11 protein-coding genes, 2 tRNA genes and 2 pseudogenes are annotated in these 16144 nt (G+C 71.3%); 10 read left to right on the forward strand and 5 right to left on the reverse strand.

Annotation, left to right across the window (positions count from 1 at the left end):
* Nucleotides 1-43 precede the first annotated feature (43 nt).
* The 3 genes and pseudogenes from OG580_RS18430 to OG580_RS18440 all read left to right on the forward strand — a co-directional run.
* A pseudogene (locus OG580_RS18430) lies at nt 44-376 on the forward strand (glycoside hydrolase domain-containing protein); the annotation flags it as partial.
* Nucleotides 377-559: 183 nt separating this feature from the next.
* Nucleotides 560-1117: a SigE family RNA polymerase sigma factor gene (locus tag OG580_RS18435; protein ID WP_267044773.1), complete on the forward strand. Its 558-nt coding sequence runs from the start codon at nt 560-562 to the stop codon at nt 1115-1117.
* A gap of 168 nt (nt 1118-1285) precedes the next feature.
* Complete coding sequence (locus OG580_RS18440; protein ID WP_267044774.1) at nt 1286-2938, forward strand: long-chain fatty acid--CoA ligase; 1653 nt, start codon at nt 1286-1288, stop codon at nt 2936-2938.
* Between the two features lie 102 nt (nt 2939-3040).
* On the opposite strand, the gene OG580_RS18445 is transcribed toward OG580_RS18440, so the two are convergent.
* On the reverse strand, nt 3041-6910 hold the full coding sequence (locus tag OG580_RS18445) for a PAS domain-containing protein (RefSeq protein ID WP_267044775.1): 3870 nt from the start codon (nt 6908-6910) through the stop codon (nt 3041-3043).
* 150 nt (nt 6911-7060) lie between these two features.
* Nucleotides 7061-7486: an SSI family serine proteinase inhibitor gene (locus OG580_RS18450; protein ID WP_267044776.1), complete on the reverse strand. Its 426-nt coding sequence runs from the start codon at nt 7484-7486 to the stop codon at nt 7061-7063.
* 326 nt (nt 7487-7812) lie between these two features.
* On the opposite strand from OG580_RS18450, the gene OG580_RS18455 reads away from it, so the two are divergent.
* Both OG580_RS18455 and OG580_RS18460 read left to right on the forward strand, forming a co-directional pair.
* A tRNA-Ser gene (locus tag OG580_RS18455) sits at nt 7813-7906 on the forward strand.
* Nucleotides 7907-8233: 327 nt separating this feature from the next.
* Nucleotides 8234-8306, forward strand: a tRNA-Arg gene (locus tag OG580_RS18460).
* A 77-nt stretch (nt 8307-8383) separates the two neighbouring features.
* Here OG580_RS18460 and OG580_RS18465 read toward each other — a convergent pair.
* Together OG580_RS18465 and OG580_RS18470 are read right to left on the reverse strand one after the other, a co-directional pair.
* Nucleotides 8384-8614, reverse strand: a pseudogene (locus OG580_RS18465) (site-specific integrase); the annotation flags it as partial.
* A 794-nt stretch (nt 8615-9408) separates the two neighbouring features.
* Nucleotides 9409-9735 carry a cupin domain-containing protein gene (locus OG580_RS18470; protein ID WP_267044777.1) on the reverse strand — a complete coding sequence of 109 codons (327 nt, stop codon included), beginning with the start codon at nt 9733-9735 and terminating at the stop codon, nt 9409-9411.
* A gap of 70 nt (nt 9736-9805) precedes the next feature.
* On the opposite strand from OG580_RS18470, the gene OG580_RS18475 reads away from it, so the two are divergent.
* Nucleotides 9806-10819 carry a helix-turn-helix domain-containing protein gene (locus tag OG580_RS18475; RefSeq protein ID WP_267044778.1) on the forward strand — a complete coding sequence of 338 codons (1014 nt, stop codon included), beginning with the start codon at nt 9806-9808 and terminating at the stop codon, nt 10817-10819.
* On the opposite strand, the gene OG580_RS18480 is transcribed toward OG580_RS18475, so the two are convergent.
* Nucleotides 10762-11754, reverse strand: coding sequence for a LuxR family transcriptional regulator (locus tag OG580_RS18480; RefSeq protein ID WP_267044779.1), 993 nt, complete (start codon nt 11752-11754; stop codon nt 10762-10764). The genes OG580_RS18475 and OG580_RS18480 overlap by 58 nt on opposite strands.
* A gap of 668 nt (nt 11755-12422) precedes the next feature.
* Between OG580_RS18480 and OG580_RS18485 the strand changes: the two genes are divergently transcribed.
* Genes OG580_RS18485 through OG580_RS18500 form a run of 4 tightly spaced genes read left to right on the forward strand, consistent with a single transcriptional unit; the run spans nt 12423 to nt 16143 of the window.
* Entirely contained in the window at nt 12423-13427 is a 1005-nt protein-coding gene (locus tag OG580_RS18485) for an iron-containing redox enzyme family protein (RefSeq protein ID WP_267044780.1), read from the forward strand.
* A gap of 28 nt (nt 13428-13455) precedes the next feature.
* The gene (locus OG580_RS18490) at nt 13456-14151 is read left to right on the forward strand and encodes a 2OG-Fe dioxygenase family protein (protein ID WP_267044781.1); all 696 of its coding nucleotides are present in this window, start codon (nt 13456-13458) and stop codon (nt 14149-14151) included.
* Nucleotides 14152-14191: 40 nt separating this feature from the next.
* Nucleotides 14192-15049, forward strand: a complete 858-nt coding sequence (dapF, locus tag OG580_RS18495) for a diaminopimelate epimerase (protein ID WP_267044782.1) — start codon at nt 14192-14194, stop codon at nt 15047-15049.
* Nucleotides 15046-16143 (forward strand): pyridoxal phosphate-dependent aminotransferase, encoded by a 1098-nt coding sequence (locus OG580_RS18500; protein WP_267044783.1) that lies wholly within the window; start codon nt 15046-15048, stop codon nt 16141-16143. Before dapF ends, OG580_RS18500 begins: the two co-directional genes overlap by 4 nt.
* Nucleotide 16144: the final 1 nt, after the last annotated feature.

A 16144-nucleotide genomic window follows, 5' to 3' on the forward strand; every position in this document is an offset into this window, starting at 1 on the left:
CCATGAGCACCCACGTACCACCTTCGCCGTCACTGTCACCGTCACCCTCTCCTTCGTCCGCGCCTGGAACCGGGAGGTGCGGCGCCTCGGCTACCTGCCCGGCTACTACAGCAGCGCCGAGACCGGGATCCGGCACATCGAGGGGGAGCGGAAGGCGGGCACGCAGGATCTGCCGTCGGTGCTGTGGTTCGCGCGCCGGCGGGGCCGGCCCGCGCTGTACACGGAGGCCGTGCTGCACCCGCAGGCCTGGGTGCCGCACGCCCGGATCCACCAGCACACGGGCAACGTCACCGAGTCGTACGGAGGGCGCCGGATGCCGATCGACCGCAGCGCGGTGGACGCGCCCGTGGCCCGGGTCACGGGCGCCGGAACCTGACGACGGAGAAGCCCCCGAACCCCCACTCCCCTCCGCCCGCCCCTCCACCCCGACCCTGACGCCGACGGCGGGCGACTCCACCCAGAGGAGGTGTGACCGCCGCCGTTCCTCCGACCTGAGGCGGACCCCGGTTCGGGACCTGGGGCCGATCCGCAGGGCGCGGCGCGCTCCTAGCGTGGAGTCATGACTCCGCCACCCTCTGGCCCCGTCTGCGCCGGCGCCTCCACGGTCGCCCTCGGCCACGCGCCGTACCCGTCGTTCTCCTCGTACGTACGGGCGCGCGGCCCCGTGCTGCTGCGCACCGCGCGTTCCCTGACGGCCAACCCGTCCGACGCCGAGGACCTCCTCCAGACCGCGCTCGCCAAGACCTTCGTCGCCTGGGAGCGCATCGAGGACCACCGCGCCCTGGACGGCTACGTCCGCCGCGCGCTCCTGAACACCCGTACGTCGCAGTGGCGCAAGCGCAGGGTCGACGAGTTCGCCTGCGAGGAACTGCCGGAGCCCGTCGGCCTCCCGGAGCCCGACCCGGCCGACCGCCAGGTGCTGCACGACGCGATGTGGCGCGCGGTGATGAAGCTGCCGGAGCGCCAGCGCCAGATGGTGGTCCTCCGGTACTACGAGGACCTCAGCGAGGCCCAGACCGCCGAGGTGCTCGGGGTGTCGGTCGGCACGGTCAAGAGCGCGGTGTCCCGGGCGCTCGGCAAGCTCCGCGAGGACCCGGAGCTGACTCCCGTACGGTGAAAACCGGTGGAAACCCGCTGTGAACGAGGCGGTCGAGAGGGGGAAGAGCGGCTTCCGCCAGTGATCACTGGCAATTTACGTACTCCCGGGTAGTGACATACCGCGCGGTACGTGCGCAGAATCGCCACACCCTTTTCTGCCACGTAGCGCCCACCGGGAGGACGCCCCGTGTACAGCACCATGCAGGACGTACAACTGACCGTGAGCCGCATCCTCAAGCACGGGATGACGATCCACGGGAAGTCGACCATCACCACCTGGACGGGCGAGCCCGAGCCGCAGCGCCGCACCTTCGCGGAGGCCGGAGCGCGCGCACACCAGCTGGCCAACGCCCTGCGCGACGAACTCGGGGTCACCGGCGACCAGCGGGTGGCGACCCTCATGTGGAACAACGGGGAGCACGTCGAGGCGTACTTCGCGATTCCCTCCATGGGTGCGGTCCTCCACACCCTCAACCTGCGTCTTCCTCCCGAGCAGTTGGTGTGGATCGTCAACCACGCCGCCGACCGGGTCGTGCTCGTCAACGGCTCCCTGCTGCCCCTCCTCGCCCCGCTGCTCCCGCACCTTCCGACGATCGAGCACGTCGTCGTCGCGGGCCCCGGCGACCGTTCCGTCCTCGACGGCATCGCGCCGCGCGTGCACGACTACGAGGAGCTGATAGCCGGTCGTCCGACCACCTACGACTGGCCCGATCTGGACGAGCGCTCCGCCGCCGCCATGTGCTACACCTCCGGCACGACCGGCGACCCCAAGGGCGTCGTCTACTCCCACCGTTCGATCTACCTGCACTCGATGCAGGTGAACATGGCCGAGTCGATGGCCCTGACCGACAGGGACACGACCCTGGTCGTCGTGCCCCAGTTCCACGTCAACGCCTGGGGCCTCCCGCACGCCACCTTCATGACCGGCATCAACATGCTCATGCCGGACCGTTTCCTCCAGCCGGCCCCGCTCGCCGACATGATCGAGCGCGAGCGGCCGACCCACGCGGCCGCCGTCCCCACCATCTGGCAGGGCCTGCTCGCCGAGGTCACCGCGAACCCCCGCGACCTCTCCTCGATGGCCCAGGTCACCATCGGCGGCGCGGCCTGTCCGCCCTCCCTCATGGAGGCGTACGACCGGCTCGGTGTCCGTCTCTGCCACGCCTGGGGCATGACCGAGACCTCCCCGCTGGGCACGATGGCCCACCCGCCGGCCGGTCTGAGCGCCGAGGAGGAGTGGCCGTACCGGGTCACGCAGGGACGTTTCCCCGCGGGTGTCGAGGCGCGGCTCGTCGGTCCCGACGGCGACCACCTGCCCTGGGACGGCGAGTCGGCGGGCGAGCTGGAGGTGCGCGGCGCCTGGATCGCGGGCTCGTACTTCGGCGGCGTCGACGGCGAGGAGATCCGGCCGGCCGACAAGTTCAGCGAGGACGGCTGGCTCAAGACGGGTGACGTCGGCGTGATCAGCCCCGACGGCTTCCTCACCCTCACCGACCGTGCGAAGGACGTCATCAAGTCCGGCGGCGAGTGGATTTCGAGCGTCGAGCTGGAGAACGCCCTCATGGCGCACCCGGATGTCGCCGAGGCCGCCGTCGTCGCCGTGCCGGACGACAAGTGGGGCGAGCGCCCGCTCGCGACGGTCGTCCTCAAGGAGGGCGCCACGGCGGACTACGAGACGCTGAGGTCCTTCCTCGGCGGCGAGGGCGGCATCGCCAAGTGGCAGCTGCCGGAGCGCTGGGCGATCGTGCCGGCGGTGCCGAAGACGAGCGTCGGCAAGTTCGACAAGAAGGTCATCCGCAAGCAGTACGCGGAGGGCGAGCTGGACGTGACCGAGCTGTAGTCACGGCGCCGGACGAGCGAGGGGGAGGGCTTCGGCCCTCCCCCTTCGCGTGCAGTACCTACGGGGTGTCTTGCCGATCCGGCCGGATCGGCAAGACACCCCCTAGTTGGTGCCGATCTTCGCGAGCAGGTCGACGATCCGGGCCTGCACCTCGGTGCTGTTCGAGCGCTCGGCGAGGAAGAGGACCGTCTCGCCGGAGGACAGCTTCGGGAGCTCGTCCTCGTCCAGGTCGGCCGAGGTGTAGACGACGAGCGGGGTGCGGTTCAACTGGCCGTTCGCACGCAGCCAGTCGATGATCCCGGCTCGCCGGCGGCGCACCTGCATCAGGTCCATCACCACGAGGTTCGGCCGGGTCTCCGTGGCCAGTGCCACCGCCTCCGTGTCCGTCGCCGCGCGTGAGACCTGCATCCCGCGCCGCTCCAGGGTGGCCGCGAGCGCCTCCGCGATGTCGTCGTGCTCCTCGATCAGCAGGACCCGGGACGGGTGCTGCTCGCTGTCGCGCGGCGCGAGCGCCTTGAGGAGTACGGCGGGGTCGGCACCGTACGCGGCCTCCCGGGTCGCCTGCCCGAGCCCGGCCGCGAGCAGCACCGGCACCTCGGCGGCGACGGCGGCCTGACGCAGTGACTGGAGCGCGGTACGGGTGATGGGGCCGGTCAGCGGGTCGACGAAGAGCGCCGCGGGGAAGGCGGCGATCTGGGCGTCGACCTCCTCGCGGGAGTGCACGATCACCGGGCGGTAGCCGCGGTCGCTCAGCGCCTGCTGGGTGGAGACGTCGGGCGCGGGCCAGACGAGCAGCCGGCGCGGGTTGTCGAGCGGTTCCGGCGGCAGTTCGTCGTCGACGGGCCGGGGCGCGGGGCGGTTGGCGACCTCGACCGCGCCACCGGGGCCGTCGAGCGGCTCGGGGCCCTCGGCGGAGCCCTCGGCGGGCGCCCCTATGGCATACGCGCGGCCCTCGGGGGCGGCGGGGGAGAGCCCCAGCGCGGCCTCGGGCGAGGACTGCGGGTGCGGCTTGGCGTCGTTCTCGGCCGCGGCCGGTACGGGGATCGCCGCGGGGACCGGCGGGTCGACCTCCGGCGGGGTGGCGAGCTTGCGCCGCCGCCCGGAGCCGTTGGAGGGCGCGGGGGCGACGGGGGCCGCGGGGGCCGCAGGGACAGCGGGGGCGGCAGGCGCCACAGAGGTCATGGGCGTTGCCGGGGGGACGAAGGGAACGCCCTGCCCGAGGGTGCGGACGCTGAACGCCCGCCCCTGGGTGGAGTCCTTCGGCATGGGCAGCTCGGGCGGCAGCGGTACGGACCCGGTGCCCGTCCCGGAACCGGTACCGCTCTGCGGCGCGGGCGCGGGAAGCGGAGCCGGAGCAGCCGGATTCGATACCGGTACCGACACCGGGGCCTGGGCCTGGGCCGGAGCCGGAGCCGGAGCCTGAGCCTGAGCCTGAGCCGGCAGCGGCATCGGGGCCGGCGGCGCCATGGCACGGCGGCGGCCGCTCGGCTCGGGCTGCGGCAGGGGCAGCGGCTGCGGCGCGAGGTGCGGGTGGGGCTGCGGAGGCGTGTGATCAGAGCCAGGGACGCTCCGTACGGCCTCGTGCTGCCCCTCGCCGGAGGCGAAGGCGGCGACAGAGGCAGAGGCGGCGACAGAGGCGGAGGGAGCCACGGGGAGCGCGGCAGACGCCGGAACAGGCACGTCGGCCGGTTCGGGCTCGGGGCGGTCGGCTTCGGCGGGCGGGAGCGCGAACGGCGTCCGCGGCCCGGCCTCGGCCGCGGCGGCCCGCTCCTGCGCGGCGGCCAGCGCCCGACGGCGGCGCCCGCTCGGCTGGGCTGCGGGCACGTCACCACCGGAGGCGACGGCGGGCAGGGCCAGGGCGGGACCGGACACGTGCGCGGCGGGCGCGCTCAGGTGCTCGGCGGCGACACCCTGCGGAGGCACGGCGGCCCCCAGCGCGGCCCGCCCCTGCGCGCCCTCGGCGGCGGTCACCACGGAGCCCTCGGCGGGACGGCCCCGACGACGCCCGGTGGGCTCGACGACCGGCCCGCCCCCGGGAAGGGAACCGGGCACGGAGCCGGCCACGGAAGCCGACACAGGCGCGGACAGTGGCGCCGACAGCGGCGCCGACACAGACGCGGACACCTGCGCGGGCGGAAGCGCGGCCACGGCCGCCGCCTCACCCGAGGCGGCGTTCTGCTGGGCGGGGATCAGCTCGGCGGGGCCGGACGCCTCTCCCGTACGGGCACGGCGACGCCCACCGGCCTCGGTGCCCTCCGGGGCGACCGGGCTCTCCAGGAACGCGTCCGTGGAAGCACGCCGGGCCCGGCGGCGCCCGCCGCCCGAGGTGTCCCCGTCCGTGCCTGTCGCCTGCGCGGGCAGCGCGGGCATGTCCCGCACAGCGGCGTCCTGCGGCTTCGGCTCGGACGCGGGGACCGTACCCCTGCCCGCTCCGAGCGGGACTTCGAGGACGTACGCGCCACCGCTCGTCCCCGGCACCTCGTGGGTCTGCACGACACCGCCGTGCGCCGCCACGATCCCGCGCACGACCGGCCCGTGGACCGGGTCGCCGCCCGCGTACGGGCCGCGGACCTCGATGCGTACGACGTCACCGCGCTGTGCGGCCGCGACGACGATCGTGGAGTCGGCCGGCCCCGCGCCCGGGGCGGCGGCCCTGTTCCGGCCGGTCGCGTCGACGCCGGCGACGTCCGCGACGAGGTGCGCGAGCGCGGTCGCGAGCCGGTCCGGGTCCACCTCGGCCTCGATCGGCGGCGCGTGCACGGCGAACTGCGCGCGGCCGGGCCCGATGAGCTCGACGGCCCCGTCGATGCCGGCCGTCACGACGCCGTCGAGCAGCGCGACCCTGCGGTCGAGCTCCTCCGTGCCGGCGTCCAGCCGCTGGTAGCCCAGGACGTTGTCCACGAGCGCCGTCATCCGGGCGTACCCGGCGGTCAGGTGGTGCAGCACCTGGTTGGCCTCGGGCCACAGCTGCCCTGCGTCGTCGGCGGCGAGCGCGCCCAACCGGCCGCGCAGTTCCTCCAGGGGCCCGCGCAGCGACTCGGCGAGGACGGCGGTCAGCTGCTCGTGCCGGGCGGCCAGCGAGGCGTACCGCTCCTGCTGTGCCTCCCGCTCGGCCGCGTGCCGTTCGGCGCGGTCGGCGAGCTCGGCGGCGTGCTCCTCGGCGAGCTGCTCGTACGGCCTGCGGTCGGTGAAGGTCATCACCGCGCCGACGAGCTGGTCCCCGTCCCGCACCGGGGCGGTCGTCAGGTCGACCGGTACACGGTTGCCCTTCTTCGCCCACAGCACCTGTCCGCGGACCCGGTGCTTGCGCCCGGACTTGAGGGTGTCGGCGAGCGGCGACTCCTCGTACGGGAAGGGCTCGCCGTCCGCGCGGGTGGCGAGGATCAGCGGGTGCAGTTCCTGGCCGCCGAGCTCGCCGGCACGGTAGCCGAGGATCTGCGCGGCGGCGGGGTTCACCAGGACGACCCGGCCGTCGGTGTCCGTGCCGACGACGCCCTCGGCCGCGGCGCGCAGGATCATCTCGGTCTGGCGCTGCGAGCGGGCGAGTTCTGCCTCGGTGTCGAGGGTGCCGGTGAGGTCCCGGACGACGAGCATGAGCAGCTCGTCACCGGTGTAGCCGCTGTACGAGTCGTACGCCTCGCGGCCGTCCTCCAGGCTGGCGCTGGTCACCTCGACGGGGAACTCGCCGCCGTCCGTGCGGCGGGCGACCATCCGGGTCGGCTTGGTGCGGCCGCGCTCGTCGGTGCCCTCGGGGCGGCGCATGGAGCCGGGGATGAGGCGCGAGTCGAAGCCGGGGAGCAGGTCGAGGAGGCCGCGGCCGACCAGTGCGGTGCCGGGGGTCTCGAACATGCCGAGGGCGATCGTGTTGGCGTTGACGACCGTGCCGTTGCAGTTGACGAGCACGAGGCCGTCGGGGAGGGCGTCGAGTATGGCTGCGAGGCGAGCAGCGCCCCGGGATGGCCTGCTGCTCACGACGACGGTTCCTCCCTGACCCACTGCACGTGCTTGCCTGTCGGCAGGCGGGCCCCATCTTGCCCCTCGGGCCGCAGCCTGTCACTGAGGGAGTCTAAGGGAGGCGCCGCCCGTCGTTCCTGCGGTCACCCTCTCCGCCGGTCGCGGGGTTCACCGTCCGAGCATGGGGAGGACCGGCTGAAGGTTCGTCCAGCGGTCGATCTCGCAGCCGTTGACGCGGGAGAAGCGCGCGTCGATCTCGCGGCCCTGCCAGGTGCCGGTGATGTGGGCGACGGCGGGTCCGCCGTACACCTGGGTGCAGAACGCGTCCCCGGGGACGGCCTTGAACGGGTTCGTGCCCGCCTTCGCGAGCTGCTCAAGCCGCTCGCAGGCGTCGTCGGCGGCCGGGTGCGTCCCGCCGGCCTGGTCGTCGCAGGTCAGCTCGTAGGTCCCGTCGGCGGCCGGAACGCCGCTCTCGGCGATCGTCACGGTCAGCGTGTCGGGCGGGGAGAGCAGGGGCAGTGGCGGCAGGGGGCCGAGCCCGGTGGCCCCGGCGGCGGTGGTGGCGAGGGTCGCGAGGACGAGTCGGCGCAGCATGGGGATCTCCAGGAACGGGGGAAGGACGGCGGGGCACGGGTGCGGGGCGATGCACGGTGTGTCCCGCCCTCTCTAACGCTCCGGGCGGCAGGGCGTTGCGCAAGCGGGGTGCGCCGGGTGGGCGGCACGACGGGTCCGCCGGGTCCGACGGGCGAGGCGGGCGAGGCGGGCGCGGCCGGGGTCTGCGTGGTCCGGGGACGGCGCGGCCGGGTCCGCCGGGCTTTGCCCTGGACCCCTGAGGCCTAGTACGGTGAGAATCGATTGGTGACACCCGGTTCGCCTGTGTCATCATCTGCACGCACCACTCGCGTATGCGCGGGGTGCATGGAGGCGTCGCCTAGTCCGGTCTATGGCGCCGCACTGCTAATGCGGTTTGGGTTTTAAAGCCCATCGAGGGTTCAAATCCCTCCGCCTCCGCCACCGAAGCCCCGGCCCACAAGGCCGGGGCTTCGCTCGTTCCCGGACCCCGCCGACCCCGCCGACCCCGCCGAGCCCGCCCGGGACCTCCCCGCGCACCCCTCACCCCAGAGGGTGTGACCCCGGTCTCTTTCCGCGCGTTTTCGCCACCGGGACCCCCTCGGCGACCATCCGTCCGCCGACTCCCCGTCCGCCCCTTGCGGGGCGTTTTCGCAGGTCACAAGGGGTGGGGTGAATGGATTTCACATGGCGGCGGCAGTCATGTAATGTTCTTCCTGTCGCCGCGAGCGGGTCGAAAGACCGGGGAGCGAAGACAAGAAAATAGAACAAGCACTCGTAGCTTAACGGATAGAGCATCTGACTACGGATCAGAAGGTTGCAGGTTCGAATCCTGCCGAGTGCACATAGGTGAGAGGCCCCGGACGAGAGTCCGGGGCCTCTTGCGTGAGGTCCGTACAGCAGCGAAGTACGGCAACCGCGTCAGCCGTCACCACCCATGGCGTCGGACAGCTTGCCGATCGCGGCGCGCACCTGGTCCTCGCTCGCCTCGGCGTACACCTCCATCGTCATCGCGATCTGCGAGTGCCGCAGGATCCGCTGTGCCACCTTCGGGTGGACCTTGAGCGCGACCAGGAGCGAGCTGCACGTGTGCCGGGTGTTCCGAAGCGGGATCACGCGCACACCGGCGCGGCGGGCCCGCAGAGCGAACATCAGGTGGTCGACGGTGCCGGTCGTCTCGGCGGCTTTGGTGGCGCACTTGGCGACGTAGGAGGCGACGGCCTGTTCCGTGAGGTCCTCGCCGTCTCCGAAGGCTCCGATGGGCTGGACGTCGGTGCTGTACGCGTGGAGCACGGTCCGGGTATTCGGTGGCCAGCCGCTTGACCTGTGGCTTCGGATCAGCGGTCCGATACATCCGTACCGCGCGATCACGCGACTCCTGCGGGTACTTCCTCGGTACGGCCATAGCCAGAGTTCCTCTCATGAGAACCGTCTGACCCGCTGTCACCACGCACCGCATTCCGGGAGAACCTCAGGTTCGAAGGTGGTCTCGCCGCTGGCGATCAGCTCGTCGGCGGGGCCGCAAAGGACCAGGCCGACGGCGCGTTGAATGTCCGGCTTCCGGGACTCCCGCTGATTTCGCCCGCTGATTTCGCCCGCGCCCATCGGCTCGGAGGGGGAAATCGCGTCGCCGACGCCAGTGGAGGGACAGCCTTTCCGGGGTTTCCTGACGGCTGTCCAGATATCCGAGGAGACCGCCCGCCGTGACGGCGACCGGTCTGCGGGCGATGAGCGGCAATTACCCAGGCGGTGGGCGCTCCTTCGCCGAACGGGCGGGTGGCAAGGCCCGATACGCCGAGCGGCCGGCCGCGATGCGCCCCCGTTCGAGGGGCGCTCTTTCGGGCCCTTCACGGAGCGCTGCTCCCGATCACATGCCCGCCGATCGCGAATTCATCAACACGTCATGCGCCCGGGACATTGTGTTCATCCGCTTGCGGCTCCCCGAATCAGCGGGGGAGGACGGTGAAACCGAGCAGCCGGGCGCCGGATTCGGTGCGCGGGCGGTGCCGGCTGCCGGGGGCGAAGACTACGTAGCTGCCGGCGCCGTGGCGCTCTTGGCCCTCGATGATTTCGCCGCTCAGCACGTAGTACCGCTCCTCGGAGGCGTGGACGTCCACCTCCGGCCATTCGGTGCCGGGGGCGAAGTCGATCAGCCAGCTGCGGGCGTGCTCGGTCTCCGGCAGCAGGCGGCGCACGATCCCGGGGACGACTTCCTCCGTGGGCACCTCGCTGACCTGGACGACCGTCTTGTCGATGGCAGTTGTGTTGCTCATGGAGCCAGTCTGGTGCGGGCCGACCCGCCGGCCAAGTGTCAAGAAAGACACGGGCGGGTATTTTCCTGCCATGAACCTCCATCGAGTGGTGGCCCTCCTGCATCCGCCCCAGTCGCTCTTCGAGCTCGCCTGCGCCGCCGAGGTCTTCGGCACCACCCACCCGGAGGTGCCTGCGCGCTACGACTTCCGGGTGTGCGCCGAGCGTTCGGGGCCGCTGCCGACCGCCATCGGTTACGAGATGCTCGTCGAGCGCGGGCTGGACGCGCTGGAGGAGGCGGACACCGTGGTCGTGCCCGGCTGGCAGTCGCCCGGTACGCCCGCGTCGGCTGCCGTCGTGACGGCGCTGCGGGGCGCGCACCGGCGCGGGGCCAGAATCGTCGCCATATGCACGGGCGCGTTCGTACTCGCTCAGGCCGGGCTGCTCGACGGCCGCGGCGCCACCACCCACTGGCGCCGCACCGGGCAACTGGCGGAGGCCTTTCCGGAGGTGCGGGTGGAGGCGGACGTGCTGTACGTGGACCACGGGGACGTGGCGACCAGCGCCGGCATCGGCGCCGGCATCGACCTGTGCCTGCACCTCGTACGCTCCGACCACGGCGCGGCGTACGCCGCCCAGGTGGCCCGGAGCATGGTGCTGCCCCCGCACCGCGAGGGCAGCCAGCTCCAGTACGCAGAGCGGCCCGCCCCCGCGCGGGCGGACGAATCGCTGGCGCCGCTGCTGGAGTGGGCCACCTCGCGGCTCGACGACCAGCTGACCCTCGACCGGCTCGCCGAGCGCGCCCAGCTGTCGAGCCGGACCCTGGCGCGCAGGTTCGCCGACCAGCTCGGCACCAGCCCCGGTCAGTGGCTGCTCAGCCAGCGCCTCTACGCGGCCCGGGTTCTGCTGGAGCAGACCGACCTGCCGGTCGAGGCCATTGCCCCCCGGGTCGGGCTGGCCTCCGCCGTCAACCTGAGGCGCCGCTTCCGGGCTGCGTTCGGCACCTCGCCCGGCGCGTACCGGCGGGTCTTTGGTGAAGCCGGGCCGACTCAGGGCGACGGATCGGGGCCGGTCTCGTCGAGCATTCCGGACCGGGCGATCAGGTAGCCGAGCTGGCCTCTGCTGCGACTGCCGAGCCGGAGCGAGAGGGCGCTGATCCGCTTGGCCACCGTGCGGCCACCCATGCCGAGCCGCTGGCTGATGGATTCGTCGGTGTGCCCTTCGACGAGCAGTTCGGCGATCCGCAGCAGCACGGCGTCGTCGTTTTCCTTCCGGGTGAGCCGCGGGTCGTTCGCGGGAATGGGGCTCGCACCCTCCCAGGAACGCTCGAATCCGGCCCGCATGAAACGGATCAGTGCGGGGTGCCTGATCTCCAGGGCCTCGTTGGCCCGGAGGTCGCTGGTGGGGATGTAGGCGACCGTGTCGTCGCAGATGATGAGCCGCTCGAAGATCTCGGTCACGGTCCTGACTTCGGCGCCGGCCTCGATCACCTGGCGGCAGTAGGCCATCGTGACCGGGTGTTTCCGGATCGAGTGCTGGTACAGGGTGCGCTGTCGGATGCCCTTGGCCAGCAGGGCCAGGTTGAGTTCGATCGTTTCGGCGACCAGCTCGGGCGGGCGGCTGCCGCCGGGCTGGACGGTGAGGATTTCCCGCGTGCTGTTGCGTACGGAACTCGCCACGGACGTGCTGATGACCGGTCCGCCGGTCAGTAGCGTGAGCGGAACCGCCTCCTTGCTGCGGACCTCGGAGTGCACGGCCTCGAAGGCCGCCAGCGTCGACCGGATGCCGTTGATCATCGAGCGGAGCTTGAGCTGCTCCTGCTCTAACGGCGCGACGAGCGCCTCGGCGGCGGAGCTCGGGGACACCGGCACGTACACGTCCGACCCCTCGGACACGGGGTGCAGCAGGCGGAGGCTGATCAGTGCGTCCGAGGCCTCGCCCCGGGGGCGTCGTCCCTCTTCGAGTGCCTTCTGGTATTCGGACAGGTCGGCGGCGTTGATTTCGGGAAGTCCGGAGTGTCTGAGTGCGCTCGGGTTAGTCATCTTTTGAGCCCTGCGAGTTCCTGCACTGCGATTTCGTGCCGCACCGACTCTGTTCCGTACCCAGGGGCGGGCAAGGCACGATCTTCATGAACGGCGGGAAGATCCCTTGCCGTTTTCGGGGAGGGAAAACCGTGTTCAGCAAGATCGATGTACGGTCTCTGCGTGTACTGGTCACGGCTGCGGCCGCCGCGGCCCTGGTCGCCATTTCGCTGGGGTCCTGTTACGGCACTGACGGAGCGAGCTCCACCACGTACGTCCTGGCGGACTTCGCGTGGGGTGCGCAGCCTCTGAAGCCGTAGGACAGCCGCCGATTTTCGGCCAAGCGGGGTATGTGTCTGGAAATCTCGCATGTCATGCGGGCCACGACCTGCTCCTGGAGCGTCCTCGAACGCGGGTATTGAGCGGATGCACTGGTCAAGTGCTCCGGCTCGCAGGGTGTGGCCCAGCCCCCCTTTTTTTTCGGTCAGGTCCGGTGCTCTGTCACGCGGGCATCGATGAATCCACTTTTGGTACCGACTGATTCACCGTGCCCCCGTTCGGTATCGATACGTGCAGTTCAGGTACACGGTAGATCAGCTTCGGTCGCTTCCACCACCGCTATGCGCGGTTTCAGAAGGAGACACCCCATGCCGACTCTCAGTGCCTCCACCCCAGGACAGGGCCAGAAAATGACATTTGCCGAAATCGTTGACGAGGTCTCCTCCTGGCTGCCCAGGGAGCCTGTCGAACTCGACGCCGCTGTCACGGGCGAGCAGCGTGAGCGGATCCTCGGCGCCGTTCGCGCCCTCAACGAGTCCGCGCGCCTCGGCGACTCCGAGGCCTTCTACGCGCAGCAGCGTCTGCTCGCCCGCATCTACGGGGTTCACACCCTGATCCCCGAAGGCCCGTCCGCCGAGGGCTCGGTGCTGCTGCACACGATCACCCGGCTGCTGGAAGAGGCCACCATCGAGGTCGAGGACGGCTACATCGAGCCGGGCCTGATCGACCAGGCGCCGACCGAGCCGGCCGCCTACCTGTCGTGGCTGAAGAAGCTGGCCCGTCAGCACCGCGTCTTCAAGCACCCGTACTACGGGGAGTTCATCCGCGACCACGCGACCGCGGACGACCTGCGCACCTACGTGATGCAGGAGTCGGTCGTCGACGGCCGGTTCGACGACCTCCTCGCGATGATGCAGGTCGGCACCAGCGGCGCCGCGAAGATGGAGATCGCCCAGAACTTCTGGGACGAGATGGGCAACGGCAAGCCCGAGCACGTGCACACGCACCTGTTCAACAAGATCTTCGAGGTCTTCGACATCCCGGCCGACGAGCTGGAGCGCTCGCTGACCGCCAACGCGCTGCTCTCCGGCAACCTGGCCGTGCTGCTCTGCCGCTACCGGCAGTTCTACCCGGAGGCCGTCGGCTTCCTCGGCATGACCGAGTGGCTGGTCCCCGACCGCTTCGTGCAGGTCGTGCACGCCTGGGAGCGGCTGGGTCTGGCGGACGTCGGCATCGTCTACCACCGTCTGCACATCACGGTGGACTCGCAGCACGCCGCCGGCTGGTTCCACAACGTGGTCATCCCCGCGGCCGAGTCCGAGCACATGCGCCGCGCCATAGCCCGCGGCACCCTGTGGCGGCTCAACTCCTCCGCCCGCTACCTGGACGAGCGCATGCCCGCTCTCGCCGTCTGATTCGCGACCGATCCACAAGGAGTCAGCCATGCCGCTCAATGAGCAGAAATTCGCCGTGCTCGCGCTGCCCGAGGTCTCGCAGGCCCTCCTCGACAGCTACGAGGACCTGCCGGTCGACGAGTACATGGGCAACGGCACCCGCTTCAAGCGGTTCTCCCAGTACCGGCTGCGCCCCGAGGGCACCGCGGACTGGACCTTCGAGCTGCTGGAGCACCGCGACTACACCACCTTCACCAAGTTCAACAAGGTGGGCGGCGGCATCCGCCGCGTCTACCAGCCGATCAAGGCGGACTTCACCCCACTGATCTCCTACGGGATCAAGGAGCTGGGCCTCGACCGCTCCGAGGACTGGCAGATCAACGTCCACCAGAACCGCACCCGCGCCGACGGCGACTACGCGGGCCCGCTGACGCCGGAGGGCGTACACCACGACGGACACGAGTTCGTCATGATCGCCGTCCTGGCCAAGCACAATGTCGCGGGCGCGGAGACCCGCCTCTGGGAGCCGGGCGCCGACGCTCCGTTCTGGTCCGGGACGCTCGAGCCCGCCCAGGCGGTCCTCCTCGACGACCGCGGGCTGGCCCACGACGTGACCGACGTGCAGTCGGCCGACGGCGGCCCCGCCAACCGCGACATCGTGATCATCGCGTTCTCCCGCTGGGCCGAGAAGTGGTACGGCGAGGACCACGACCAGGCGGCGCTCAGCGCCGACTCGGCTAGCTGACGGGGAGCCCCGGGGCAGAGGGACAGGAACAGGACAGGGCATGAACGACTTCTCGGCGCACTCGGTGTTCTCCACGTACCACGCGCTCGGCAACGACTACGTGGTCATCGACCCGCGCGACAGCGACTTCACGCCCGGCCCCGAGGCCGTGCGGCTGCTCTGCGACCGCCACTTCGGGGTGGGAGCGGACGGGGTCCTCTTCGGGCCGCTCCAACCTCCGGTCGGAGGTGAGCCGGTGGACCTGAGGATGTTCAACTCTGACGGCACCGAATGCGAAAAGAGCGGCAACGGGCTGCGGATGTTCGCGCTCTACCTGGCCGAGGCGTACGCCGAACCATGGAGCGCGAACGGGGAGTTCCTGCTCCGCACCGCGGCCGGTGACGTACCGGTGCGCATTCTGGACCTCGCCGCGGGGCTCGTCCGCGTCGGCATGGGGCGGCCCGAGCTCGGTGAGCTCGGCGAGACCCTCGACGCGGGCGGTCGCCGCCTGGCGGTGACCACGCTGAACAACGGGAACCCGCACGCCGTCGTCCCGCTGGAGGAGGTCTCCGCGGACCTCGCCCGCGAGCTGGGACCCCTGATCGCGGGGCACCCCCGTTTCCCGAACCGCACGAACGTGCAGTTCATGCAGGTGATCGACCGCCGGACCCTCGCCATCGAGGTCTACGAACGCGGCGCGGGCTACACCCTGGCCTCCGGCAGCAGCGCCTGCGCCGCCGCGTCGGCCGCGCACGCCCTCGGTCTGATCGACGGGGACGTCGAGGTACGGATGCCCGGTGGCCGACTCGACGTGGTGATCGACGCCGACGGAGCCGTCACCATGTCCGGCACCGCCGAGCGGATCACCAACGGCACCTTCTCGCCCGCCTTCCGGGACAGGCTGGTGGCGGCCCGATGACCCATGCCGTCTCCACCTATCCCATGCGCCGCTGGGTGTTCGAGGATGCCGCCGGGCGCTTCGACATCGACCTCGGCGACAGCAATCTGCCGTGCGGCACCCTCGACGAGCTGAGTCCTCTCGGGGACCTGGAGCTCGACTACGGCCACAACCGAGGAATCCCCCGGCTGCGTGCCCTGGTCGCCGACCTCTACGGCTGCACCGACGACCGCGTCCTGATCACGCACGGCGCCCAGCAGGCCCTCTACCTGGTCTACAACGCGCTGCTGCGCCCCGGCGACCAGGTGATCACCTGGTCGCCGGGCTGGCAGCAGTCCTGGGACATGCCGACCGCGCTGGGCTGCCGGGTCGAGGTGCTGGACCACCGTCCGGACCTGACCGTCGACGTGGCGGCCGCGGCCGCCGTCGCCGGCCCGGACCTGAAGCTGATCGTCGTCAACACCCCGTGCAACCCCACCGGGCAGCAGATCTCCGATGCGGACCTGCAGGCACTGCAGGACCTGGCCGCGCGCACCGGTGCGTACATCCTGCTGGACGAGGACTACGCGCTGGACCTGAAGGACTCCGCGGCCACCCGCTTCGAGCGGACCCTCTCCGTGTCGAGCCTGTCCAAGGTCTACGGCTACCCCGGCCTACGGGTCGGCTGGCTGTACGGCCCGCCCGAGCTCGTGGCGGCCTGCACCGAGCGCAAGTTCCTGTCCAACATAGGCAACTCCGTGCTGTGCGAAACGCTGGCGTGCGACGTGCTGGAGCGCCGGGGCCACTACACCGACCGGTACCGCAGGCTCACCGGCGAGGGGCTCGCCGTGGTCCGGGACTGGGCCGCGCGCAACACCGACGCGGTGCAGCTCACCGAACCGCAGGGCACCCCGTTCGCCTGGTTCCGGCTGACCACCGGTGAGGCGCCCCTGGACCTTTGCCGCCGGGTGCTGGAGACCGGAGTCATGCTCATGCCGGGCGAGACGCTCGGTGGCCCCGACGGATTCCGCCTGTGCTTCGCGCGGGATCCCCACGTCATCACCGAAGGCCTGCGGCGGATCGACCCCGTCCTGCGGCCGCAGCCCGTGCGCAATACGACCAGTGGAGCAGTGTGAC

Origin of the sequence: Streptomyces sp. NBC_00094 (assembly GCF_026343125.1) — a bacterium.
In the GTDB taxonomy this organism is placed as follows: Bacteria; Actinomycetota; Actinomycetes; order Streptomycetales; family Streptomycetaceae; genus Streptomyces.